Genomic DNA, 24,274 nt, shown 5'->3' on the forward strand with positions numbered 1-24,274 from the left:
TTGTCGAAGGGAAGCTGCTTCGACAAGCTCAGGGAACGGGTGAGTCAGTGGTTGTGAGTCAGGCCACCGTCGGTGCTGGGCGCGTGGTGGTCGTGCCCCGCGTGGTCGCCGTGGTCGTGACCGGATGCGCAGTGCGCGCCCGGACTCGGCTCCACGTCGATCGACGGGTTGCGGTCGAAGAACGAGACCGGCTTCATCCAGAACGACACCGTGTCGCTCGGCATGATCGGCCAGTCTTCCTGGCGGGTGATGTGGTGGATGCCGAAGACGTACCAGAGCACCACGTCGGTGTTGCGCACGGGGCGCTCGGCCAAGATCCACTCGGGCAGCCCATGGTCGATCGAGCTCTGGTTCACGAACTCGCCAGAGGGCCAGCGTTCGTTCTCGTCGTTCGGAGTGACCCAGACGGTGTGGCCGATCACCTGCGCGCGCTCCAGCACGGCCGACCCGGGTGCGAAGAACGAGGGGATAGCGCCGCCGGGAACCAACTTGTACGCGACCTGGTTGCCGATCGTGTTGCGCTTGTTCTCGTTCACGACCTTCCAGGCGCGCTGCGTGTTCCAGTCGAAGTCGTCGTGACCCTCGATCTCGATCGGCGTGTTCGCCTGAACCAGCGCGAGCCCGTGCGGGTTCTCGTCGGAGATCGGAACGATCTGCGTCTCGCTTCGCACGACCGTGTTCTCGGTGCCGTCGATGTCGAGATCCATGCGGGCCACGATGAAGTGCTGGTGGAACGGGGCGTAGGTGCGGTTGTCGACGAGCGTTCCGTGAGGATGCGCCTGGCCTTCATCGATGTGCGTGACGACCATGATGCCGGTGGCGCGCACCTCGCACTCGATGTTGCCGTCTTGGTAGAAGCGCCAGTAGACGAGATATTCGTAGTTCGCGACGGTCACGTGGAACGAGACGACGAGTCGGCGCATGCGTCGCACCTCGGCTCCCGCGTCGTGGTCGACGTGCTTCCACAGCACGGCGTTGTCTTCCTCATGGATGCAGAACGCGTTGGGAATCGCGTACGGCTCGCCCTTCGAGTCGTGCATCACGGCATCGATGTAGCGGATCTCGCCCAGGCAGTCGCATCCGAGTTCGAGCGATGTCGTCATGAAGCCGAGGCCCCACTCGCCGATGTCGAACGCGGTGCGGCGGAAGTGGTCGACGCTCGGATCGCGATAGGGCACCACCATCTCAGAGAACGAGAGGCGGTTCGCGATGGAGCGCACCTCGTCGCCGTCTTTGTAAGAGATGGAGTGGAGGGTCATGCCCTCGCGGTAGTTGAAGCCGACACGTAGCGACCAGTTCTGCCACTCGATCAGGTTGCCGTCGACCTCGACGCTCGTGCCCTCGGGCTGAACGATGTCGAGAGGCTTGAGCGGCGGGCGCTTGTAGTGCTCGCGGATGCGCTCGGGAATCAGGTGCGGAACGTATTCGCCCATGATCTCGGGCTTCTCGACCGTGAAGCTGTCTTCGATCTCGAGCAGTTCCATGCTGTTGACGTCGATGACGCAGTGCAAGCCGTTGACCGGGCCGGCATACGGGTTCGCACCGGGCTGCGACTTCACCCACGTGTCGCTCCAGCCGAGGCGGCGCCCCTTGTACTTCTCCGGGATCACGGCCCCGCCGTACGTCCAGGTGTCCATGAAGACGAGGTCGAGATCGGTGATGCCGCGCTTGGCGAGGGCGGCGATCACCTCGGGATCGGCGCGCAGCATGGCGTCGGCCTCCTCCCACTCGTCGACGGTGAAGTTCGGCTGCACGTCGGGCACGTGCGTGTATTCGAGAAGGGCATCGGATGCGAGCGACACGACCGCGATGTAGGTCGCGTTCTCGGCCCGGTTGAGCACCACGAGTCGCGCCCGGCGGTCGGGAACCGTGCCGTCGGTCTCGAACTGCCTGACGGCGGCTTTCGACGGCTCGACCATCTCGATCGAGGCGAATCGCCAGCCCGGGCCGACGCCCTTCTCGCGTTTCAGAATCGCGGATGCGGCACGGAACTCGTCGGCGTTCAGCGGGTCGAGCGGGTGGAATGTCATGGTGTGAGTCTTTCTAGGTTGTCGCTGGTCGAGTAGTCGTCTGCGCTGGTCGAGTAGGCCGCTTGCGGCCGTATCGAGACCACGCAGGGTGATCTCGATGCGCTCGTGCCTCGCTACCCGATCGGCGCATTCATGCGGACGGCGTCTTCGAGCACACTGATGCCCTCGAGAAGCAGGGAGTCGTCGATGACGAGCGAGGGGAGGAGGCGGATCACGTTGCCGTAGGTTCCGCAGGTGAGAATGATGACGCCCGCCTCGAGAGCCGCAGCGGCCACCCGTTTCGTGATGTCGGCATCCGGCTCTGTGGTGCCTGGCCGCACGAATTCGATGGCGAGCATCGCCCCTCGGCCGCGCACGTCGCCGATCACGCCGGTCTCGTCGGCGAGGGCGTGCAGTCGGGGCATGACGATCTCTTCGATGTGTCGGGCTCGACCGGCCAGGTCGTGCTCGCGCATCTGGGCGATGGATGCGACTGCAGCGGCACACGCGATCGGGTTGCCGCCGTAGGTGCCTCCGAGGCCGCCGGCGTGCACGGCATCCATCAGCTCGGCCCGGCCGACGACGGCCGCCAGCGGAAGCCCGCCCGCGATGCCCTTGGCGAGCGTGAGGATGTCGGGAACGATGCCCTCGTCGTCGCTGGCGAACCACGAGCCCGTGCGGGCGAAGCCGGTCTGCACCTCGTCGGCGATGAAGACGACCCCGTTGGCCGTGGCCCAGGCGCTGAGAGTGGGGAGGAAGCCGGGTGCGGGAACGATGAAGCCGCCCTCGCCCTGGATGGGCTCGATGATGAGCGCGGCGACCTGGTCGCCGCCGAGCTGCTTCTCGATGGCAAGGATGGCTCGGTTCGCGGCGTCGACGCCCGAGAGGCCGGCCTCGTCGCGGAACGGATACGACATGGGCATGCGGTAGATCTCGGGCGCGAACGGTCCGAAGTTGGTCTTGTAGGGCATGGCCTTGGCGGTGAGCGCCATCGTGAGGTTCGTGCGGCCGTGATAGGCGTGATCGAAGGCCACGACCGCATCGCGGCCCGTGGCGAGCCGGGCGACCTTGATGGCGTTCTCGACCGCCTCGGCGCCCGAGTTGAAGAGCGCCGACCGCTTCTCGTGGTCGCCTGGAGTCAGCTCTGCCAGCAGCTCGGCGACCTCCACGTAGCCCTCGTACGGCGTGATTGTGAAGCAGGTGTGGGCGAAGTGCGTGGACTGCTCGGCGACCGCCGCGGCGACGGCCGGGTTGGATGCTCCGACGCTGGTGACCGCGATGCCGGCGCCCAGGTCGATGAACGAGTTGCCGTCGACGTCGACGACGACCCCGCCATCGGCATCCGCTGCGTAGACGGGAACGAGCGACGAGACGCCGGCCGACACTGCCTTGCGACGGCGTTCGGTGAGTGCGGCGGACTTTGGTCCCGGGAAGGTGCCCGTGATGCGCCGCTCCTGCGGTAGGCGATGGGTGATGGTCATGACAGCCTCCTATTCGAGCGACGACATCACGTGCTTGATGCGCGTGTAGTCCTCGACGCCGTACATCGACAGGTCTTTGCCGTAGCCCGAGTACTTGAATCCACCGTGCGGCATCTCGGCGGTGAGCAGGATGTGCGTGTTGATCCAGACGGCACCAAAGTCGAGGTCGCGCGAGACGCGCATCGCGGTGGCGTGGTCTGTCGTCCAGACGCTGGAGGCGAGGGCGTAGCGCACGTCGTTGGCGAGCTCGACCGCCTCTTCTTCCGTGCTGAACTTCTGCACGGTGATGACCGGACCGAACGTCTCGTCTTGAACGATGTCGTCGCTTTGCAGCACGTTCGTGATGACCGTGGGCTCGAAGAAGTAGCCCGTGCTGCCGACGCGGTGGCCACCGGTTGCGATGACGGCGTGCTCGGGAAGCGACTCGACCTTGGTGACGACGTCGGTGAAGTGGTTGATGTTGTTGAGCGGGCCGAAGTAGTTCTCGCTGTCGTCGGCACTGCCCGTCTTGCGTTCTTTCGCCTCGCTCGACAGTGCCTCGACGAGCTCGTCGTGGATCGACTCGTGCACGAGCACGCGGGTGATCGCGGTGCAGTCCTGACCGGCGTTGTAGAACGAGAAGTCGGCGATCGCGGCGGCCGTCTTTGCCACGTCGACGTCGCCGAACACCACGGCGGGCGCCTTGCCGCCGAGCTCGAGGTGGGCGCGCTTCAGAGTCTTTGCGGCCACGGATGCGACGGCCATGCCCGCGCGCACGGAGCCCGTGATCGAGACCAGGCCGGGGGTGGGGTGATCGACGATGGCGGCGCCGGTCGCCCCGTTGCCGAGAACGATGTTGAGCACGCCGTCGGGCAGAATGCCCTGGCTGATGCGAGCGAGTTCGAGGGTCGACTCGGGCGTCGTGTCGCTGGGCTTCAGCACGATCGTGTTGCCGGTGGCGAGGGCGGGGCCGATCTTCCAGATCGCCATGAGGAACGGGAAGTTCCAGGGAGTCACCTGACCGACGACGCCGATCGGCTCGCGGCGAACGTACGAGGTCGTGCCCTCGATGTACTCGCCGGCGCTCTTGCCCTCGAGCAGGCGGGCGGCTCCGGCGAAGAAGCGGATCTGGTCTGCGCCTGCCTCGACCTCGTCGGTGCGAATGGTGTCACGGGGCTGCCCGGTATTGCGGTGCTGGGCCTCGACGAGTGCGTCGGCATTGGCTTCGATCGCATCGGCGAGCTTGAGCAGAGCCAGTTGACGGGCGCTCGGCGTGAGGCGCGCCCACGGCTTGAAGGCGGCTTTGGCGGCCTTCATCGCGAGGTCGACGTCGTCGGCTGAAGAGACGGGGGCCTGTGCCACGGTCTCGCCCGTGGCCGGATTGACGATGTCGAGGAGCTCTGTGCCCTGGGGCCTGACGAATTGGCCGTTGACGAAGTTCTGAAGCGTGGGCGTAGACACGATCTCATCCTCTGCGTCGAGTTGCGGAACAACCGGGGCGGCTGGGGCAAGTCTGGCAGCCCCCGCGTCGTCGCGGTGATCGAATCTATAAAGATTCGATTCCGAATGTTATCACTCGACGGGCGTCAGGCGTCAGAGACGGCGATCCATCTGTTCTTCACACGACGGGTCAGTTCGGGAGCGGTCAACTCGGCGAGTTCACGCGCCAGACCGAAGATGCCGAGCGCGATGTTTCGCGCATCCTGGTCGTCGTCGCCCGTAAATCGGATGACGACGCGAGCCTCGCCGCGCACGACGGCGATACTCGAGGCCTCGACGATGGCGAGCGTGCGCGCGTCATCGGTCAGCTCGGGCAACAGGCGCGCCGCCGCAACGCCCGGGCGCAGAGCGCCGATGGCAGCGGAGAAACGGTAGGAGGGCACGGATGCGAGTATGCCACCGCACGGGATGCGCAGCGGGAGCTGCCGCCCCCCAGCGCGGGAGTTCCCGCCGAGCGCGGTGGCGGAACCACCGCGCAGCGCGACAACACTCGCGCTCGGCGCCTCAGGAGAGGCCGCGCCTACAGGCCGTGCCTACAGGCGGTAGAAGACCGGGCTGCCCCAGAGGCTGTGGGCGTGCTCGACATAACGACCGAAGTCGGGGGAGTGCACCACGCCGCCGGCTCCGTCGTAGATGCCGATGTGCTCTCCGGGCCAGACGACGAGGTCGCCGGCGACTGCCTCGTCTTGGCTGATGCGCGTGGCGAGTGCCGCCTGGTGGTCGACGCCGCGAGGCAGCGAAATGCCGAACTGGCCGTAGACGTACTGGGTCAGCCCATCGCATCCGAAGCTGTCGTTGGGGTTTGCGCCCCAGCCGTAGGGCACGACGCCCACGAACTGCTCGGCGTACGCCACGACGGCCTCGCCGCTGTAGCCGCCCTGCGGCGGTGCGAAGGTCTTGGAGTTGTTCGAGTCGGAGGTGGGCGGAGTGGACGCCGCCTCGACGGCCGCGGCTGCTGCGGCGAGCGCATCGGCTGCGGCTTTGGCCTCGGCGTCGCGCTGTGCCTGGAGCACGGATGCGTCGGTCGCGTTGTAGGAGTCGCGTGTGGCGGTGAGCGCGGCGACCTGAGCATCGGCGTCGACGTCGAGGGTCTGAGTGGCCGGCGCCGACGTGTCTACGAAGGTCTGGCCGGCGTTGACCGTCGATGCCACAGGGTTCGTGCCGGTGGGCATCATCGCGTAGGCCGGCAGTGCCGTGACGCTGGCCATGCCCGCGGCGACGAGGAAGACGCCGACTCGGGCGAGATTGCGGATGCTGCGGCTCCGCAACGGCGAGGCACCAGACGTCGGGCGGCCCCGCGATTGGCGTGTCGCCTCGGCGAGGGCTGCTCGGGTCGGGGCCTGGAAACTCGTGCGCTGGCCCGTGGGTAGGAGGGCAGCGGATCGTGCCGAGCGTCGTGCACTCATGCGTTAGTACCTCAAGGATCTGTAGAACGTCGGGCAGGTATTCGGGTTCCCCCCGTATGGACGCACCCACCCTGTCTCAGGTCGACGCGGCGACCGGTGGGGGTGCTTTTCCAACCCGGGCGACGGTACAGGGGAGTCCTGAGTACAACCTGGCAGAGGTGGCTCTGCACAGGAGCCGGGCATGCTCAGCTCTCGAGAAGGCCCCGGATGTCGTCTGCCGTGAGCGCCTGGCTGAACGCCGCCTCGTCGTCGAGCACGGCATCCGTGAGCTCGGCCTTCTTGGCCTTGAGTGCCATGACCTTCTCTTCGATGGTGCCTTCGGCGACCAGGCGGTAGACCATCACGTTCTTGGTCTGGCCGATGCGGTGGGTGCGGTCGATCGCCTGTGATTCCGATGCGGGGTTCCACCACGGATCGAGCAGAAAGACGTAGTCGGCCTCGGTGAGGTTGAGGCCGAATCCGCCGGCCTTGAGGCTGATCAGGAACACCGGCGCGTCGCCCTGCTTGAAGCGGTCGATGATGTCTGTGCGTCTGCGCGAGGAGCCGTCGAGGTATTCGTACGGAACGCCGAGCGCATCGAGCCGGGCTGCCGCCTTCTGCAGAAACGACGTGAACTGGCTGAACACGAGGGCCCGATGCCCCTCGGCCACCACGTCGTCGAGCTGCTCCATGAGCGCGTCGAGCTTCGACGAGGGAACGTTCGAGTACTTCTCGTCGATGAGCGAGGCATCGAGGCTGAGCATGCGCAGCAGGGTGATCGAACGGAACACGATGAAGCGGTTCTTGTCGAGGTCGTCGATGAGGCCCAGGAGCTTCTGGCGCTCGCGCTGCAGCACCACGTCGTAGAGCTTGCGGTGACTCGGCGCCAGCTCGATCTGCAGCTCCTGCTCTTGCTTCTCGGGCAGCTCGGGCGCGACGAGCTGCTTGGTGCGCCTCATCATCAGAGGCCGGATGCGCCGGCGCAGCCGGGCGATCAGCTCGGGGTTCTCGCCGCGGTCGATGGGGCGCACGTAGTCTTCGGTGAATCTGCGCGACGACGGGAAGAGGCCGGGCGCTGTGATCGCGAAGAGCGACCACAGTTCGAGGAGGTTGTTCTCCATGGGGGTGCCCGTGATGGCGAGCTTGAATGGTGCCTTCAGATCGCGGGCGCAGTGGTGAATGCGCGATGTGTGGTTCTTGGCGAACTGCGCCTCGTCGAGAATGAGTCCGGCCCAGTCGACCGAGTTGTAGGCCGCGAAGTCGAGTCGGAACAGCGCGTACGACGTGACAACGAGGTCGGCGCCGGCCGAGATGGCGGCGACATTCTTCTTGCTCTTGGCCTCGGTGGCGCTGATCGAACGCACGACGAGGTGCGGCGTGAACCGCTGAGCCTCGGCGACCCAGTTCGACACCACCGAGGTGGGCGCCACCACCAGGAACGGCGGGCTCGCTGGGCCGGAGTCGTCGCGCTGTGCGCGCGCGTGGGCGATGAGGGCAAGAGTCTGCAGCGTCTTGCCCAGCCCCATGTCGTCGGCGAGGATGCCGCCCAGGGAGTGCGCGTACAGAAAAGCGAGCCACGAGAATCCGTCGACCTGATAGGGCCGCAGCTCTGCCTTCACCGTCGAGGGGACGGCGACCGGATCGACGCCGTCGGCCGCGTTGAGCCCCGACACGGCGGCGCGCCAGCTCGTGGCCTCGATCGTCTCTTCGGCGAGGTCTTCGAAATCGGCCCACAGGCTCGCCTGGTAGCGACTGATCTGGGGTTTGTCGGTCTCCCACTCGGCGATGCTGCGCGCCTCTTCGATGAGCTCGAGCAGCCGCTCGAAGACCGGCTGCTCGAGCGAGAGAAAGCTGTTGTCGATGAGCTTGAGCTTCTTCTTGCCCTTCGACAGAGCGGTGAACAGCGGCCCGAAGGGGATCGTGCGCCCCTCGACCGTGACCATGATGCCGAGGTCGAACCAGTCGCGCTTGTCGGTCTCGACCGTGGTGACCGTGAGTTCGGGCGCTTCGGTGAGCTCGACGTAGTCGGGGCGCGTGCCCACCGTCTCGACCACCACGTCGTCGCGCCCGTCGATCTGATCGACGACCTCGACCACGAACTGCGCCGCGTCGACCCCGTCGAACACATTCTTCGAGGCGAAAGCCACGCTCGGGTCTGCCCCGCCCCAGCCGCGCGCCGCGAGCGTGTGCGAGAGCAGAGACAGGATGCGATCTTCGTCTGCCTCGTCGCGGAGTGCGCTGTCGGCGGCAGTCGCGTGCAGGGCAAGAAGCTGTGACCCGCCGTAGCGCCAGCCCCATGAGATGCGCAGCCGACCCTTGGGGTCGAAGGTCGCAGTGAGCACCAGCGTGGCCTTCGCGTGCTCGGGCAGAGCCACCGACTCGTCGGAGCTCGTGATCGGGAGGAGCCTGCGCAGCCGCGGGTAGTAGTCGTCGAAGAACTCGGCCTTCTCGCCGCGCGGCACCTGGATCGTGTGCGACGGCGTCTCGAACACGAGCCTGCGCTGTTCGTCGGTGAGAGGCGCGTCGAGTGGCGCGAGTGCCACGCTGAACTGCGGGCTCAGAGCGTAGGAATAGAGGCCGTGGGCGCCGATCGGTCCGATCGAGTCGACCTCGACCTCGGTGTCGTCGAAGGCGACCGTGGTGGCCAACGCGAGGCCGCCCGATTCGTCGGCGGAGGCATCCAGGCCCACGGTCGCTCGCCGGGCGACCGCCACCGTGGCATCTTTCTTGACGCCCACGAGCGCGATGCCGAGGCGAGTGGCCTCGTCGAGCAGATGCCAGAGCAGGGGGCTCGCGAACTCGTCGAGGTAGATCCAGTCGAGGTCTTGCCCCGTATAGGTTGCCCGGCTCGCGCGCTGCACGGCAGCGAACTCGGCGAACCAGCGGTGTTGTTCGGCATCGAGATTCATGCGGTTGGCCTGGTGCACGACGGTGCCCCAAGTGAGGTTGTTGCGCACCCAGGCGCCGGTGGATGCGCTGCGCACGACGGGCCGCACGCCGAGTCGGCGGGTCGCGGCCACCGCCGGTGATGACCGCGGCGACGCCGATGTCGAGGTGGGGCCGCGCCAGCGGTCGTGGGTGCGTGCCGCCCGCTCGCGCAGTTCGAACTGCAGTGCCATCGGCACGGATCCGGCTTTCTCGGTCTCGACCGCCGCAGCGTCGGCCGAGATTCCGACGGCGGTGCCGAGCAGGCTCTTCCAATCGGTGGCGACGGATGCCTCAGGGCGGCCGGGCGACGCCACCAGCGGCTTCATGGCGCGTGCGTTGGTGTCGATGAGTGCGGCGGCGACGTGTTTGCAGTCGATGCCGACGGGGCAGTCGCACATGCTGAAGATCGGACGGAACCCGCGACCCGTCGTGCCGAGGGTGACCGAGCAGGCATAGGGGTCGGGCGCTCCGCCCTGAACGAGCGCGCTGACGACCCTCGTCGCGGGGTTCCATGCCACATCGACCACCGCGCCCTGGCGAAAATAGGCCTGCCCGCGCTCGAACGCGCTTCGACCGACTAGCCGGCTGATCTCCGTGGCGTCGACGAGCGGAAAGATCGACTCGGGCATGTGTCCATGCTCCCACGCACGTGCGACAGCGACTGCCTCACTCGAGCTTGCTGAGCGACCAGAGGTGGTAGAAGGCGGCTGCAGCGGCGCCGATGGGCAGGAGCAACCAGGGCGTCGCGTTCGTCGCATCGTCGCCGTCGGGCAGCACGCTCAGGCCGATGAAGGTGAGCGCCGCGGCGATGACCACGGCGATTCCGAGCACGATGAGGGCGACTCGCGGCCCTCGGCCTTGTCTCGTCCACACGTTCACCACGGTGACGAGCGCGCAGAAGATGGCGACCAGCAGCAGAACGAGACCGATTCGCGTCAGGGTGAGTCCGGCATCCAGAGCGAATGGATAACTGTCTCTATCGCCGAACGACTCGGGGTCGTTCTGAAAGAAGTAGCCGAGCGAGCCGAAGAGGCCCATGGCGTCGGTGACGGGTTCGTCAGCGTCTGGTTGCTCGATGATGGCGGTCAGAGGCGCGACGACGGATGCGACAAGAAGGGCGATAAGCACTATCCGCTGCTGGATCAGCACGAGAGATTGCAGCACAGCGACGCGTTCGCGCAGCAGATGCGACTGAACCTGAGAGCTTTCCGACGTATCCATGGTCCAAAGGTACAGAAGCGGGTGTGCCTGGCATGAGTCACGGAGTCCGAGCGCGCCGCGAGCTGAGCTCGAGTACGTCGACATCGGCTTCACGCGGAGAGCGACCCCGCGCATTAGGTGAGCGTCGCGACGTAGCCGTACAGGCTCTCGGCTTCGGGGACATGCCGCGCGCTGGTGTACGAGGCTGCGTACCGGAATGACCCGGTCGACCGGACGGTTGCGTGGTGTTCGTGCGGGGTGCGACGACGTGCCCACGAGCCCGAGGTGTCTGTCACCGGTTGCAGCGTCGCCTCGCCCGTCGCAGGCACGATTCCGGTACTTGTTTGAAGCTGGCGACAGCGAACGCTCTGCAGCTCGGTGATTTCTGCCGAGGCCGTTCGTGACGGTTGCGACACGGCGTCGCCATAGTTGTCGATCTGCCACTCGATCGCAAGGCGATCGGCGAACAGTCGACGCACCCAATTGCGGTCGGCCGGATACAGGGTCCAATCCACGGTGTCACCCACCGTTATCAGTTGTCGGTCCTCTTCAATCTGCCAGTTCGTGAGCCATACGAGCATGGCGCCATCGTGCCAGATCGGCCTCGGCTTTTGAGGTGTGGCATTTCGCCCTTCCCCGCGTGGACAAAGGGCGAAGTGACACTACTCGATCGTGAGTCGCATTTTGAGTGGCGGCATATGGCGCTTCCCGCGCTCTGCGAAGGGCAAAATGACACCACTCGACTCCGCACGGAAAGCTCTCGCGATCCATGTCGCGTCCGGGCCGTGCTCATCCGGGAATGCCGTAGCGCCCACGCGACGTTAAGGATAAAGTTGAGTCAGTAGGACTCAAGTTTTTGCGGGCGACTCGATGGATTCGCCTCATGAGAAGAAAAAGGACAGACATATGCAGGCAGGGCAGGCCCCCGCTCAGGAGGACGCCAAGAGCGCCCTCGAACTGTATGGCGTCAACCTCACCGAGATCGCCGCGAGCGGCAAGCTCGACCCGGTGATCGGGCGCGACGCCGAGATCCGTCGTGTCAGCCAGGTGCTGACGCGCCGTACCAAGAACAACCCCGTGCTCATCGGTGAGCCCGGCGTCGGAAAGACCGCCGTCGTCGAAGGGCTCGCCCAGCGCATCGTCGCGGGCGACGTGGCCGACTCGCTGAAGGGCAAGCAACTCATCTCGCTCGACCTGGCGGCACTGGTCGCCGGCGCGAAGTACCGCGGCGAGTTCGAGGAGCGCCTTAAGGCCGTGCTGCAGGAGATCAACGACGCCGAGGGGCAGGTCATCACCTTCATCGACGAGCTGCACACCCTGATGGGCGCGGGCGCCGGTGAGGGCAGCGTAGCGGCATCCAACATGTTGAAGCCCATGCTCGCCCGAGGCGAACTGCGCATGATCGGCGCGACCACGCTCGACGAGTATCGCGAGTACATCGAGAAGGACAAGGCGATGGAGCGCCGCTTCCAGCAGGTGCTGGTGGGCGAGCCCAGCGTCGAAGACACGATCGCGATTCTGCGCGGACTCAAGGAGCGCTACGAGGCGCATCACAAGGTCTCGATCGCCGACTCGGCTCTTGTCGCGGCGGCGGCCCTCAGCAATCGCTACATCCCCGGTCGTCAGCTGCCTGACAAGGCCATCGACCTGATCGACGAGGCCGCGTCGCGCTTGCGCATGGAGATCGACTCCGCTCCCGTCGAGATCGATGAGCTCCGACGGAGCGTCGACCGCCTGAAGCTCGAAGAGCTCGCGCTCAAGAAGGAGAAGGACGAGGCCTCGAAGGAGCGCCTCGAGAAGCTGCGCGACGACCTCAAGACTCGTGGCGCCATGCTCAAAGAACTGCAAGACCGGTGGGAGAAGGAGCGAGCTAGCCTCAATCGCGTCGGTGAGCTCAAAGAGAAGCTCGACGCCGCGCGTATGAAGGCGGAGCGCGCCCAGCGCGAGGGCAAGCTCGAACAGGCGTCCAAGCTGCTCTACGCCGAGATCCCCGTTCTCGAGCGGCAGCTGGCCGAGGCCGAAGCCGTCGAGCAGGACGGTCCGCTCATGGTCAACGACCAGGTGACCAGCGACGACATCGCGTCGGTGATCGCCGCCTGGACCGGCATCCCCGTCGACCGTCTCACGCAGGGCCAGACCGAGCGGCTGCTGGCCCTCGAAGCCGAGCTGGGCAAGCGGCTCATCGGGCAGAAGCGCGCCGTCGTGGCGGTGTCGGAGTCGATCCGGCGCTCGCGGGCGGGCATCGCCGACCCCGATCGGCCCACAGGCTCGTTCATGTTCCTCGGCCCGACCGGTGTCGGAAAGACCGAACTCGCCAAGGCCCTTGCCGACTTCCTGTTCGACGACGAGAAGGCGCTCATCCGTATCGACATGTCGGAATACGGAGAGAAGCACTCCGTGGCGCGACTGCTCGGGGCTCCTCCCGGGTACGTCGGCTACGAGCAGGGCGGCCAGCTCACCGAGGCCGTGCGGCGGAGGCCGTACTCGGTCGTGCTGCTCGACGAGGTCGAGAAGGCGCACCCCGAGGTGTTCGACGTACTGCTGCAGGTGCTCGACGACGGCCGGCTCACCGACGGGCAGGGCCGCACGGTCGACTTCCGCAACACGATCCTCATCCTCACCTCGAACCTGGGGTCGCAGTACCTGGTCGACCAGAACCTGAGCCTCGAGCAGAAAGAGGAGGCGGTGCAGGCGCTCGTGCGTCAGGCGTTCAAGCCCGAGTTCGTGAACCGGCTCGACGACATCGTCGTGTTCCAGGCGCTCACCCGCGAAGACCTCGCCCAGATCGTCTCGCTCTACGTCGACCGGCTGGCTCGTCGCATCGGCGACCGGCGGCTCGAACTCGCCGTCACACCGGATGCCCGTGCCTGGCTCGCCGAGAAGGGGTACGACCCGATCTATGGTGCGCGCCCGCTGCGCCGCCTGATGCAGCACGAGATCGACGATCGCCTCGCCACCGAGATCCTGCGCGGAACTGTGCGCGACGGCGACACCGTGCGGGTCGACCTCGACGACGACGGCGAGGGGTTGACGGTGACGCCGGAGGGCAATAACGCGTAATCGACGGTCGCCTCTCGCCCCCGCTTTCTGAGAACGGGGGCCGCCCTCCACGGGGCGGCCCCCGTTCGGGGCTAGTATCGCTTCGCTAGGACACCAGTGAAGCGATAGTTGAAACGAGGCAGACGATGTCCACAACCGACTCATCTACGGGAGATTCCGACCCGATCGAGAATTCTCCCCAGAAGCAGGACTTCTCGCATGAGCAAGAGGGCTACCACAAGACTCTGAAGCCGCGGCAGCTGCAGATGATCGCTATCGGCGGCGCGATCGGAACCGGTCTGTTCCTCGGCGCCGGCGGTCGCCTCGCGTCGGCGGGCCCCTCGCTCGTGATCGTCTACGCGGTCTGCGGATTCTTCGCGTTCCTCATCTTGCGGGCCCTCGGCGAGCTGGTGCTGCACCGGCCGTCATCCGGCTCGTTCATCTCGTACGCGCGTGAGTTCTTCGGCGAGAAGATGGCGTACGTCGCCGGCTGGATGTACTTTCTGAACTGGGCGATGACCGCCATCGTCGACGTCACTGCTGTGGCGCTGTACGTGAAGTTCTGGTCGGCGTTCACCGACGTTCCGCAGTGGCTGCTCGCCCTTATCGCTCTGGCGATCGTTCTGAGCCTGAATCTCGTGTCGGTGAAGGTCTTCGGCGAGATGGAGTTCTGGTTCGCGATCATCAAGGTCGTCGCCCTGGTGGCGTTCCTGATCATCGGCGTCGTCTTCCTGGCCTTCAACTTTCCCACCGACGTCGGCAACGGCCAGACCGGGTTCGCTCTGCTCGCAGACAACGGCGGGTTCTTCCCTCAGGGCCTCCTGCCGGCGGTGCTCGTCATCCAAGGTGTCGTCTTCGCGTATGCGGCCATCGAGTTGGTGGGGACAGCGGCCGGCGAAACTGCCGACCCCAAGAAGATCATGCCGAAGGCCGTCAACACCGTCGTGATCCGCATCGCCGTCTTCTACGTGGGGTCGGTGCTGCTGCTTTCGCTGTTGCTCCCGTACACCGCCTACAAGGCCGACGAGAGCCCGTTCGTCACATTCTTCTCGAGCATCGGCAGCCCGGAAGTCGGGGCCATCGCCGGAAACATCATGAACTTCGTTGTTCTCACGGCAGCCCTCTCGAGCCTTAATGCCGGTCTCTACTCGACCGGTCGCATCCTGCGTTCTATGTCTGAGGCCGGGGCGGCGCCCAAGTTCACCGGGCGCATGAACAAGTCGGGTGTGCCGTACGGCGGAATCCTGCTGACCGCGGGCATCACGCTGCTGGGAGTGGGCCTCAACGCGATCGTTCCCGAGCAGGCGTTCGAGATCGTACTCAACGTGTCGGCGCTCGGAATCATCAGCGGCTGGGGAACGATCATCCTGTGCCAGATGCGGCTGCAGAAGTGGGCGAAGGAAGGCAAGCTCGAGCGGCCAGCCTTCAGGCTGTTCGGCGCCCCGTTCACCTCGTGGCTCACACTCGCGTTCCTCGCGACCGTGCTGGTGCTGATGGCCATCGACTTTCCGGTCGGAACGATCACGATCTCGTCGCTCGTGCTCATCATTCCGCTGCTCATCATCGGCTGGTACGCCAGTCGAGACCGCATCAAGGCGATCGCGGCGGCCCGCGAGGGCTTCACCGGGGCATTCCCCGTCGTGGCGGAGCGGCCCGGCGACGGACGCGGCACGAAGAAGTAGCCGGTCGGCCGGCGGTCTCGATACGCCGGCTCGTTCCTCGCGCGGCTACTCGACCAACGCACCCCTCTGCGTTGGTCGAGTACGTCGCTGAGCGAGCGTATCGAGACCCGATCGCTTACTTGTTGACGAGAACGATCTCGTCGAGGGGGAAGCGCTCGCGAGGAGCCTTCTCACGGGCGATCGCGCCCTCTTCGCCGAGTGCCTCGGGGGAGTCGATCGTGCCGAGCGCCGTGACGGTGAGGGCGGTGAAGTTCTCGGGGATCGAGAACGCGTCGCGCAGTCCCTCAGCGAGGATGCCGCTCATCTGGTGAACGTGCAGGCCCTCGTGGTGCGCCTGAACGGACATGTGCGCAACGGCCTGCCCGAGGTCGTAGGAGGCCATCGGGCGCGGCTTGCCGTCGGGGTCGGTCGTCTCGGCGAGGTTCACGATCAGCGCGGCAGCGTTCGGGGTCCAGGCCTGGTTGAAGCCCATGAGGTTCGAGACGATCGTGTCGAACGCCTCGGTTCCGCGGCGGGCGACGATGAAGCGCCACGGCTGCGTGTTGGCGGCCGACGGCGACCAGCGTCCGGCCTCGAGCACGGATGCGAGTGCGCCCTCATCGATGGCGACCGTCGGGTCGTAGGAACGTGGGCTCCAGCGGGCGGCAAGCACCTCGAGAATAGGAGCGCTCGTTTCGTCGGCGCGCGTGACGGTGGTGGTCGTGGTCAGGGTCATCGGGATGTTTCCTTACGGTGTACGTCGTCGCATCGCCGTGTGGCGGATGCATGGCCGGGCATCCATTGCCCAGCTATGCAAACGCATAGATCCGCGCTCTATTCCCGATCGAGCAGCTCTCGCAGGCGTGCGGCGAACGCGTCGACATCGGCTTCGGTCGTGTCGAAGGCGCACATCCAGCGCACCTCGCCCGTCGACGGATCCCAGTCGTAGAAACGGAAGCTCTCGCGCAGTCGGTCGGCGACCTCGGGAGCCACGATCGCGAAGACGGCGTTCGACTGCGTGGGCTGGGTGATCGTCACGCCATCGAGCCCCTCGACGGCCTGCCGCAGCCGCTGGGCCATCGCGTTGGCCTGCGAGGCGGAGCGCATCCAGAGCCCGTCGCCCAGGAGCGCGATGAGCTGAGCCGAAACGAAGCGCATCTTGCTCGACAGCTGCATGTTGAGCTTGCGCAGATACGTCAGGCCCTCGGATGCTGCGGGGTTGAGTACCACGACCGCCTCGCCGAACATCAGGCCGTTCTTGGTGCCGCCGAACGACAGAATGTCTACACCGGCGTCGGAGGTGAAGGCCCGGAACGGGACGCCGAGGTAGGCGGCCGCGTTCGAGATGCGGGCGCCGTCCATGTGCAGAGTCATGCCGCGAGCGTGCACGTGGTCGGCGATGGCGCGCACCTCGTCGGGCGTATACGCGGTGCCGAGCTCGGTGGTCTGCGTGATCGACACGGCGAGCGGCTGGGCGCGGTGCTCATCGCCCCAGCCCCAGGCCTCGCGGTCGATGAGTTCGGGCGTGAGCTTGCCATCCGGTGTCGGAACGGTGAGTAGCTTCAGGCCCGCGACCCGCTCGGGCGCCGCGTTCTCATCGGTGTGGATGTGCGCGGTCTGTGTGCAGATCACCGCACCCCAGCGGGGCAGCATCGACTGCAGGCTCAGCACGTTGGCGCCCGTTCCGTTGAAGACGGGGAACGCCTCGACGCCGTCTCCGAAGTGCTCGGCCATGACGTGCTGCAGGCGGGCCGTGTAGAGGTCCTCACCGTAGGCGATCTGGTGGCCGCCGTTGGCTGCGGCCACGGCGGCGAGCACCTCGGGGTGAACGCCGGCGTAGTTGTCGCTCGCGAATCCGCGGTAGTCGGTGTCGTGCAGGCGCAGAGGAGAGGAGGTGTCGGTCGAAGGGGTCACGCCTTCAGTCTCCCGCACGCGCCGCGCACGGGAGTTGCGTTCGGCGCCGCTTTGTTGCTGGCGCTGCTTCTGTTGCTGGCGCCGCGCGGGCGGCTGCGAGTCGTCAGCCACCGATGCCCAGGGTGGGCCAGGTGCTGCTGCCAGTCCAGCCGCGCCGACGGAGTTCGTGCTGAAGCGTGTTCAGGAGATGCCCGGGGTTGCGGATGTCGGGGAGGACGGCCTCGATGGACGTCCAGTCGATGAGGTCGAGTTCGCGTCGTCGCACCACGTCGCGTTGCCACTGCGACCTGTCGATGCGGTGGCCGTCGCCCTGGTATTCGAGCCCGACGTTGTAGCCGGCGATCCGCAGGTCTGGCTGCGCGATGATCTCGCCCGCGGCATCCAGAATCGGCACGTTCACGATCGGATCGGGGAACCCGGCGCTCTGCACGATCAGCCGGAGCCGCGTCTCGTAGGGGGAGTCGACGCGCTCGCGGAGAAGCTTGAGGGCTTCAGTGATCAACGCTGAGTGCCGTCGATGAGGGTGTTCTGCCGCGGCCGCGCGGAGCTGCGCGACGGTCACAAAGGGGCGGTGGCTGCCGTCGCGCTGACGGAATCCGCGCAGCAGGTAGTCGCCCGCGATGACGAGGTCGACCAGCTCGAGTTGGCTCGCGAGCTCGAGCCACACGCGTGCGGCACGGGAGATGCGCAGGCCGCGGGAGTCGATCCACGGGGGCACCTGGTTGCCCGGCGTGACAGAGTGCCCGACGACGCCGGGACGCTGCGGAGCGCGGTTGGGCCTCTCGACGGTGACATGAATCGTGTTTTCCCTCTGCAGTCGCCACGGGAGCGGGACTCCGTAGAGTCGAGCCGCGGTCGAATGACTGACGAAGCTCGTAGCGTTCGTGACGGACTGCAGCGCAAGGCAGCGTTCTCGAAGCGTGTCGGCGCCGACGGGCAATCGCGCTCCATGGAATGGCCTGTCGAGGTCGGACGACATCAATTGCTTCGCGGTTGCCCCCAGCATCAGGGCTTCTCGTGTTGAGAACGCGCGGCCGACAACGGCGTCCGGTAGTGGCTTTCTTCGGGTCACGCGTCCACCATGCCGTGCGACGTGGTTCGGGCGTTGAATCTGTCCACAGGCGGCGACGTGCGGCACATTGCCGTTCGGGTCTCCTCGGAACGGCAATTCTCCGCGCATCGAATCGGGCGAGAGAGGGCACGTGTGAGAAATCGACTTTCGTCTCGGAATCGAAGGGGCATTTGCCGCATCTCGCCCGGCGAGCGCAAAGGCGCGCAAGGGGGTGGAAGGTGCATCGGCGAGAGGACTATCGTGGCCAACTCGACTTCGCGCATCCGCGACCGACATCGAGAAGAAAGGACACGCATGGCGCTCAGCGAGCACTTCGATGTGACCAAGCACGACGACGCACCCTGGGAGGTGACATTCTCGGGCACTCCCAATATCGCCGGGCACATCACCCCTGAGGGAACAGGGCTGCGTCTGCACGACTCCGCCGATAACGACCTCGGCCTCTTCGGAACGATCGAGCATGCCATGACGGTGTTGTATGGCTCCGACTGACCCGCAGCTCTGGTCGCCGGCACCCAAGGCCGTGCTCTTCGACATCGACGGCACTCTCGTCGACAGCAACTACCTGCACGTGGATGCCTGGGCCCGGGCCTTCGAGAAGCTCGGCCGCCCAGTGGATTCGTGGCGCATCCACCGATCTATCGGGCTCGACAGCGAGCGGCTGCTCGACGCTCTGCTCGGAGACGACGTCGATGAGTTTGGCGATCGCGCGAAAGGTCTCCACTCCGAGTTCTACCAGGCGTCGACAGACAGGCTGCGCCCGCTTCCGGGAGCCGTCGATCTGCTGCATGCGTTGAGCGATGCGGGCGTGCGCGTGGTGCTTGCGACCAGCGCGCCCGAGGAAGAGCTCGAGATCCTGCTCGGCGTCCTCGACTCCGACGATGCGCTGTACGCGACCACCTCGTCGGGCGATGTGAGCACCGCGAAGCCCGAGCCCGACATCGTGAACGTGGCGCTCGAGCGGGCCGGAGCCGACGCATCCGAGGCGCTGTTCGTGGGCGATGCCGTGTGGGACGTCAAGGCGGCCGCACGCGCGAATCTGGGCGCGATCGGCGTGCGCACCGGGGGCATCTCGTCGGGCGAACTGACGGATGCGGGTGCGCTGCAGGTCTTCGACGACGCGGCGGCGGTGCTCGCCGACTTCGAGCGCCGTTAGTGGTCCGCCGCGCGCGGGCGGAGCCTGGTCTCCTCGATGTCGAGCATGCCCTGGGCCTGCGCGAGAATCCGTGACGGATAGGCGCCCCGGCGGCGAGCATCCAGAAGCCGTTCGCGTTCGGCGAGCACGACGGCCAACCGCAGTTGGCGATAGACGCGGTGCGGGGTCTCGTCCGAGTTGGTCGATGCGGGCGACGCCTCGTGCGAACGTTCCCATGCGGCTTCGGCCCTGAGGAACGATGACTGACGTACGCGTTCGACCACGTCGGGGTCGACATCGTTCGTTCCGTCTATAGCCGCGGCGGGCTCGTCGAGTACGGCGAGCCCCGCGAAGCTGATCTCGTCGAGCAGGGTGGCCAGCTCGCGGCGGTCTTCTGCCTCGTCGACGCCCTGGATTCCGAGCAGCCGGATCAGCCAGGGCAGAGTGCCGCCCTGCACGATGAGGGTCACCACGGCGACGGTGAACGCGATGAGGATCAGCTGCGACCGATACGGGATGTCGTAGGGAAGCGACTGCGCCGCCGCCAGGGTGACGACGCCGCGCATGCCCGACCAGCTCAGCACGATGCCTCCGCGCCAGTCGATGCTCTCGCGGCGCAGTTGCTCGAGGTCGGAGCGTCGACGCTGGTAGAGCCGCTCCTCGCGCAGGCGTCGACGGCCTGTCAACACGCCTCGGTGAGGGGTCTTTCGATAGTGATAGAGCGCGAGCAGATTCCTATAGGTGAGCTTCTCGGCATGCTCAGCACGCTTCTTCAGCATGTAGACGAGCGGACCGATCCAGAGGAACCGCAGCAGGGTCAGCGCGACGACGGCGATGAGACCGAGCCCGATGGCATCCATCACGCTCAAGATCTCGGGGTTCTCGACGTCGTTGATGAGCGTGCGAATCTCGAGCCCGATCAGCAGGAACACGCCGTTCTCGAGCAGGAACTGGATGGTGCGCCAGTTGATTCGGTCGCTGATTCGAGCCTGCGCCGAGAAGGCAGACGGCGCGTGATGGCCGGTATAGAGGCCGGCCACGACCACGGCCAGAACGCCGGATGCGCCGAGCGCCTGGGTGGGCAGGAACGCCAGAAACGGCACGGCGATCGAGATCGCGGTGTCGAGCACGGGGTCGTTGAGCTTCGTGCGCACGAACACCGAGATGAGCCCGGCGAGCAGCCCGATCACGATGGCCACGAAGACCGCGAACAAGAAGTCGCCGACGGTCTCCCACGGCGAGAGAAGCCCGCCCGCTGCTGCGGCTGTCGCCGAACGCAGCAGCACCAGGGCGGTGGCGTCGTTTACGAGACCTTCGCCCTCGAGCACGGTCAGGATGCGCGGGGGCAGTCCCAGACGTCGACCGATGGATGTCGCCGCGACCGCGTCGGGCGGGCTGATGATGGCGCCCAGCGCGATGGCCGCGGCGAGATTGAGGTCGGGAAGCATCGTGAACAGCAGGAAGCCTGTGCCGAACGCGGTGACGATGACGAGCACGACGGAGAGACTCGTGATGGTGCTGAAGTTGCGTCTGAAGTCGACCACGGGAACGCTGATGGCCGCCGCGTAGAGGATCGGGGGCAGCACGACGTCGAGTACGAGTTCGCCCTCGATGTGCAGCTCGGGGAATCCCGGTAGGAAGGAGATGGCGACGCCGACGATCACCAGGATGATCGGCGCGGCCACTCCGAGGCGCTTCGAGAAGTACGCGACCGCGACGATGACCGCGATGCCGAATACTGCGTAGACGCCGAGTTCCATGGTCATCACAGGGTACCTGGGCTATGTTCCGGCCACATTTCGCATCCGTTCGTCGAGCCTGTCGAGACGCGAGCCTGTCGAGACGCATCCCTTCGACAAGCTCAGGGAACGGACGCAACTATATGCCTCGGCTATATAGTTGATTAGTGCCAACTTCTACATCACCCCACACCGCATCCATCCTCAAGCAGCCTCTCGCCGTCTGGGCGGTGGCTTTCGCCAGTGTGATCGCGTTCATGGGCATCGGCCTCGTCGACCCGATCCTGCCCGCGATTGCGAAGAGCCTGAAGGCCAGCCCCACCGAGACCTCGCTGCTGTTCACGAGCTACCTCGTCGTCACCGGCCTCGCCATGCTGATCACGAGTTGGATCTCGAGCCGTATCGGAGCAAAGAAGACGCTGCTCATCGGGCTCGCGCTGATCATCGTGTTCGCGGCGCTCGCGGGCTTGGCCGGCAGCGTCGAGGGCGTCATCGGGTTCCGCGCCGGATGGGGGCTCGGCAACGCGCTCTTCATCTCGACCGCCCTGTCGACCATCGTCGGCGCTGCGAGCGGCGGAAGCGGTGCCGCGATCACCCTGTACGAGGCCGCACTCGGAGTCGGCATCGCCGTCGGCCCGCTGCTCGGCGGAACGCTCGGCACGATCAGCTGGAGGGGCCCGTTCTTCGGCACGGCGGTGCTGATGGCCGTGGGCTTCATCGCGATCGTGACGCTGCTGCGCGAGGAGAAGTCTGTGGTGCGCGCGCCCACGAAGCTCTCGGCTCCGTTCGCCGCGATGAGGGTGCCTGGCATCCGCTACCTCGCCGGAATCGCGCTGTTCTACAACATCGGCTTCTTCGTTCTGCTGGCATACACCCCCTACCCGCTGGGCCTCGACGAGATGGGCCTCGGCTACACCTTCTTCGCGTGGGGTCTCTCCGTGGCCGTCACCTCGGTGTTCGTGGCGCCGCTGCTGACCAAGCGCATGAAGCGCACGAGCGTGCTCAAGCTGGTGCTCACCCTGCTGGCCCTCGACCTGGTGGCCGGCGGCATCGTGATCGACTCGCAGGTCGGCCTCATCGTCTGCATCGTCATCGGCGGCCTGATGCTCGGAATCGTGAACACGGTGCTGACCGAGAGCGTGATGGAGGCGAGCGACCTGCCACGCTCGGTGGCGTCGTCGTCGTACTCCGCAGTGCGCTTCCTGGGCGGCGCATTCGCCCCTCCGGGAGCAGCGGCCCTGGCTGCGGCCATCTCGCCGAGCGCCCCGATGTACGCGGGTGCGGCATCCGTCTTTGTCGCCGTGCTGATCGCGTTCGCCGGACGAAAGGCCCTGCGTCGAGTCGACGCCGCGCACGAGGAGAGCCCGCTCGCCGAGGCCGAGGCGATCTCGGTCGGCGAGTCGCTCTAGCTCCGCCCCTGTTGCGTTGGTCGAGTAGGCCGCCCACCCCCGCTGCGCTGGTCGAGTAGGCCGCCCGCGGCCGTATCGAGACCACTGGCGGGTGGTCTCGATACGTCGACTCCTTCGTCGCGCGACTACTCGACCGGCGCAGAACGCGCACTCGACCCGCGCACGGGGGGGCGGGCGACCTCGAAACGCCCGTAGCCTGAGAGGGTGCCACGCCTTCCCGCCCTTCTCCGCAGGCGCGGTGCCACCGCAGCCCCGCGTGAGCGCCTCTCCCGCGACGTCTACGTTCTCGGACTCATCGCCTTCTTCGTGATGGTCGGCTTCGGTGTGGTCGTGCCGGTGCTCCCCGTCTTCGTGCGCAGCTTCGGCGTGGGCTACGCCGAGGTCGGCGCCGTCGTCTCGGCCTTCGCGCTGATGCGCCTTGTCGCCAGCCCCTTCGTCGGAAAGCTCATCGACCTGATGGGCGAGCGCGTAGTGCTCGCCGTCGGTATCGGCATCGTCGCCGTCTCGAGCGGACTCGTCGGCATCGCCGCGGACTACCCGCACCTGCTCATCCTGCGCGGCGTCGGCGGAATCGGCTCGGCCATGTTCACCGTCGCGGCCATGACGCTGCTGCTCGGCACGACCAGCGCCCAGCATCGCGCCCGCGCCGTGGGCTTCTACCAGGGCGGCTTTCTTATCGGAGGCATGACTGGGCCCGCGATCGGTGGCCTCCTCGCCACGATCTCGCTCACCGCTCCCTTCTTCTTCTACGCGGGAACGCTCGCCGTCGCCGGCCTGGTCGGCCTCATCCTGTTGCGGCCGCGATCGGGCGCGGCGCGTGACACGGTCGTCTCGGATGCCGAGGGTTCCGATAACCCGTTGGTTCCCCTTCGCGACGTGCTGCGGGATGCGCGCTTCTGCGCGGCCTGCCTCGCCAACTTCGCGCAGGGCTGGAACTCCTTCGGAGTGCGCAGCGCGCTCATCCCCGTGATCGTGGTCGAGGTCATCAAGGGGCCAAGCTCGTTCACGGGAATCGCGTTCGCCATCGCCGCCGTCGCCCAGACGCTCGCCCTCGGCCCCGCCGCGCGCTTCATCGACCGCGCCGGCCGCAAGCCGGCACTCGTGATGTCGCTCGCACTCGCGGCCGTACTCACCGTCGCGATCTCGTTCACGGGCGACATTGTCACCCTCACGATCTTGCTGAGTCTTTACGGGGTCGTCTCAGCGTTCCTCGGAATCGCGCCCGCGGCATCCGTCGGCGATGTCGTCGGTCGCCGGGGCGGCCGAGGTGTCGCGATCTTCTCGATGAGCTCGGACATCGGTGCCATCGTGGGTCCGCTCGCGGCGGGTGCGCTGGTCGACGCGTTCTCGTTCCCCGTGGCGTTCGGTGTGGGCGCGGTCTTCTTCGTGGCCGCGTCGCTCTACTCGTTGCGTATGCCTCGCACTGTCGAGAAACCCCCAGTGCGGGGGTAGGGCCTCGAAATCGGCATCTGTCTGTGTGGAAAGTGCCCTAGGTTGAACGTGAGCCTCACCGAGGGGGTAGCGCCAATGCAGAACGGCTTGGGGTTCGCTGGTGCTTCGTAGTAAATCTTTCTTCCTCAGGGCGGGATGAAAACATCTTGGATTGAGGCTGGCGGAATCGCAGGTGCCGAGGCAGCCAGCAACGCTGGAGTGGTTTGGAGTTGGTAGTTGTTCGAAATTTTGGTGCCACCACAAGCAAACCGCCCCCCTAAATCTGATGGGACACTTCTTGGATTTCGCAACGCTCCGCAGCCTCTTTGTGGCCCTCTTGTTGGTGGGCCTGGGAGTTCTGACGTTCGCGGCCCGAAAATTCTTCGTGGCCA

At 66.3% G+C, this 24,274-nt stretch carries 18 protein-coding genes; 6 read left to right on the forward strand and 12 right to left on the reverse strand.

The window, feature by feature from the left end:
• Positions 1-44 precede the first annotated feature (44 nt).
• The 8 genes from CCK87_RS11510 to CCK87_RS11545 all read right to left on the reverse strand — a co-directional run bounded on the left by CCK87_RS11510 (position 45) and on the right by CCK87_RS11545 (position 11,063).
• On the reverse strand, positions 45-2,129 hold the full coding sequence (locus CCK87_RS11510; protein WP_283160437.1) for a primary-amine oxidase: 2,085 nt from the start codon (positions 2,127-2,129) through the stop codon (positions 45-47).
• A 14-nt stretch (positions 2,130-2,143) separates the two neighbouring features.
• Complete coding sequence (gabT, locus tag CCK87_RS11515; RefSeq protein ID WP_086461571.1) at positions 2,144-3,490, reverse strand: 4-aminobutyrate--2-oxoglutarate transaminase; 1,347 nt, start codon at positions 3,488-3,490, stop codon at positions 2,144-2,146.
• A 9-nt stretch (positions 3,491-3,499) separates the two neighbouring features.
• Positions 3,500-4,930, reverse strand: coding sequence for a gamma-aminobutyraldehyde dehydrogenase (locus CCK87_RS11520; protein ID WP_086461572.1), 1,431 nt, complete (start codon positions 4,928-4,930; stop codon positions 3,500-3,502).
• Between the two features lie 125 nt (positions 4,931-5,055).
• Positions 5,056-5,352, reverse strand: coding sequence for a hypothetical protein (locus tag CCK87_RS11525; RefSeq protein ID WP_086461573.1), 297 nt, complete (start codon positions 5,350-5,352; stop codon positions 5,056-5,058).
• 150 nt (positions 5,353-5,502) lie between these two features.
• Positions 5,503-6,375, reverse strand: a complete 873-nt coding sequence (locus CCK87_RS11530) for an NlpC/P60 family protein (RefSeq protein ID WP_140162825.1) — start codon at positions 6,373-6,375, stop codon at positions 5,503-5,505.
• Positions 6,376-6,560: 185 nt separating this feature from the next.
• Positions 6,561-9,911, reverse strand: coding sequence for a DEAD/DEAH box helicase (locus CCK87_RS11535; protein WP_086461575.1), 3,351 nt, complete (start codon positions 9,909-9,911; stop codon positions 6,561-6,563).
• 37 nt (positions 9,912-9,948) lie between these two features.
• A complete protein-coding gene (locus CCK87_RS11540; RefSeq protein ID WP_140162826.1) occupies positions 9,949-10,503 on the reverse strand; it encodes a hypothetical protein in 555 nt (184 codons plus the stop codon).
• A gap of 113 nt (positions 10,504-10,616) precedes the next feature.
• Positions 10,617-11,063: a DUF6578 domain-containing protein gene (locus tag CCK87_RS11545; protein WP_086461577.1), complete on the reverse strand. Its 447-nt coding sequence runs from the start codon at positions 11,061-11,063 to the stop codon at positions 10,617-10,619.
• 325 nt (positions 11,064-11,388) lie between these two features.
• Between CCK87_RS11545 and CCK87_RS11550 the strand changes: the two genes are divergently transcribed.
• A complete protein-coding gene (locus tag CCK87_RS11550; protein ID WP_086461578.1) occupies positions 11,389-13,542 on the forward strand; it encodes an AAA family ATPase in 2,154 nt (717 codons plus the stop codon).
• 125 nt (positions 13,543-13,667) lie between these two features.
• Positions 13,668-15,203: an amino acid permease gene (locus CCK87_RS11555; protein WP_086461579.1), complete on the forward strand. Its 1,536-nt coding sequence runs from the start codon at positions 13,668-13,670 to the stop codon at positions 15,201-15,203.
• A 115-nt stretch (positions 15,204-15,318) separates the two neighbouring features.
• On the opposite strand, the gene CCK87_RS11560 is transcribed toward CCK87_RS11555, so the two are convergent.
• From CCK87_RS11560 to CCK87_RS18280, 3 genes are all read right to left on the reverse strand, one after another.
• Positions 15,319-15,918 carry a nitroreductase family protein gene (locus CCK87_RS11560; protein WP_086461580.1) on the reverse strand — a complete coding sequence of 200 codons (600 nt, stop codon included), beginning with the start codon at positions 15,916-15,918 and terminating at the stop codon, positions 15,319-15,321.
• A 98-nt stretch (positions 15,919-16,016) separates the two neighbouring features.
• Positions 16,017-17,096 (reverse strand): low specificity L-threonine aldolase, encoded by a 1,080-nt coding sequence (locus tag CCK87_RS11565; RefSeq protein WP_086462012.1) that lies wholly within the window; start codon positions 17,094-17,096, stop codon positions 16,017-16,019.
• A 103-nt stretch (positions 17,097-17,199) separates the two neighbouring features.
• Positions 17,200-18,102, reverse strand: a complete 903-nt coding sequence (locus CCK87_RS18280) for a hypothetical protein (protein WP_170927256.1) — start codon at positions 18,100-18,102, stop codon at positions 17,200-17,202.
• A gap of 306 nt (positions 18,103-18,408) precedes the next feature.
• On the opposite strand from CCK87_RS18280, the gene CCK87_RS11575 reads away from it, so the two are divergent.
• Both CCK87_RS11575 and CCK87_RS11580 read left to right on the forward strand, forming a co-directional pair.
• On the forward strand, positions 18,409-18,660 hold the full coding sequence (locus CCK87_RS11575; protein ID WP_140162828.1) for a hypothetical protein: 252 nt from the start codon (positions 18,409-18,411) through the stop codon (positions 18,658-18,660).
• Complete coding sequence (locus CCK87_RS11580) at positions 18,647-19,324, forward strand: HAD family hydrolase (protein WP_086461583.1); 678 nt, start codon at positions 18,647-18,649, stop codon at positions 19,322-19,324. Before CCK87_RS11575 ends, CCK87_RS11580 begins: the two co-directional genes overlap by 14 nt.
• Here CCK87_RS11580 and CCK87_RS11585 read toward each other — a convergent pair.
• On the reverse strand, positions 19,321-21,069 hold the full coding sequence (locus tag CCK87_RS11585) for a sodium:proton antiporter (protein WP_249273862.1): 1,749 nt from the start codon (positions 21,067-21,069) through the stop codon (positions 19,321-19,323). The two genes, CCK87_RS11580 and CCK87_RS11585, sit on opposite strands and share 4 nt — an antisense overlap.
• A gap of 140 nt (positions 21,070-21,209) precedes the next feature.
• On the opposite strand from CCK87_RS11585, the gene CCK87_RS11590 reads away from it, so the two are divergent.
• Together CCK87_RS11590 and CCK87_RS11595 are read left to right on the forward strand one after the other, a co-directional pair.
• Positions 21,210-22,451 carry an MFS transporter gene (locus CCK87_RS11590; RefSeq protein ID WP_249273863.1) on the forward strand — a complete coding sequence of 414 codons (1,242 nt, stop codon included), beginning with the start codon at positions 21,210-21,212 and terminating at the stop codon, positions 22,449-22,451.
• 204 nt (positions 22,452-22,655) lie between these two features.
• Positions 22,656-23,903 carry an MFS transporter gene (locus CCK87_RS11595; RefSeq protein ID WP_249273864.1) on the forward strand — a complete coding sequence of 416 codons (1,248 nt, stop codon included), beginning with the start codon at positions 22,656-22,658 and terminating at the stop codon, positions 23,901-23,903.
• The last annotated feature ends 371 nt before the right edge of the window (positions 23,904-24,274 follow it).

The sequence above is a fragment of the Agreia sp. VKM Ac-1783 genome (genome assembly GCF_900177765.1).
Classification (GTDB): domain Bacteria; phylum Actinomycetota; class Actinomycetes; order Actinomycetales; family Microbacteriaceae; genus Agreia.

Excerpts from the sequence above, each read along its gene's own strand:
- gabT (WP_086461571.1), bottom strand. The coding sequence starts at position 3,490 with ATGACCATCACCCATCGCCTACCGCAGGAGCGGCGCATCACGGGCACC.
- CCK87_RS11530 (WP_140162825.1), bottom strand. The coding sequence starts at position 6,375 with ATGAGTGCACGACGCTCGGCACGATCCGCTGCCCTCCTACCCACGGGC.
- CCK87_RS11535 (WP_086461575.1), bottom strand. The coding sequence starts at position 9,911 with ATGCCCGAGTCGATCTTTCCGCTCGTCGACGCCACGGAGATCAGCCGG.
- CCK87_RS11540 (WP_140162826.1), bottom strand. The coding sequence starts at position 10,503 with ATGGATACGTCGGAAAGCTCTCAGGTTCAGTCGCATCTGCTGCGCGAA.
- CCK87_RS11545 (WP_086461577.1), bottom strand. The coding sequence starts at position 11,063 with ATGCTCGTATGGCTCACGAACTGGCAGATTGAAGAGGACCGACAACTG.
- CCK87_RS11550 (WP_086461578.1), top strand. The coding sequence starts at position 11,389 with ATGCAGGCAGGGCAGGCCCCCGCTCAGGAGGACGCCAAGAGCGCCCTC.
- CCK87_RS11555 (WP_086461579.1), top strand. The coding sequence starts at position 13,668 with ATGTCCACAACCGACTCATCTACGGGAGATTCCGACCCGATCGAGAAT.
- CCK87_RS11560 (WP_086461580.1), bottom strand. The coding sequence starts at position 15,918 with ATGACCCTGACCACGACCACCACCGTCACGCGCGCCGACGAAACGAGC.
- CCK87_RS18280 (WP_170927256.1), bottom strand. The coding sequence starts at position 18,102 with ATGCTGGGGGCAACCGCGAAGCAATTGATGTCGTCCGACCTCGACAGG.
- CCK87_RS11580 (WP_086461583.1), top strand. The coding sequence starts at position 18,647 with ATGGCTCCGACTGACCCGCAGCTCTGGTCGCCGGCACCCAAGGCCGTG.
- CCK87_RS11585 (WP_249273862.1), bottom strand. The coding sequence starts at position 21,069 with ATGACCATGGAACTCGGCGTCTACGCAGTATTCGGCATCGCGGTCATC.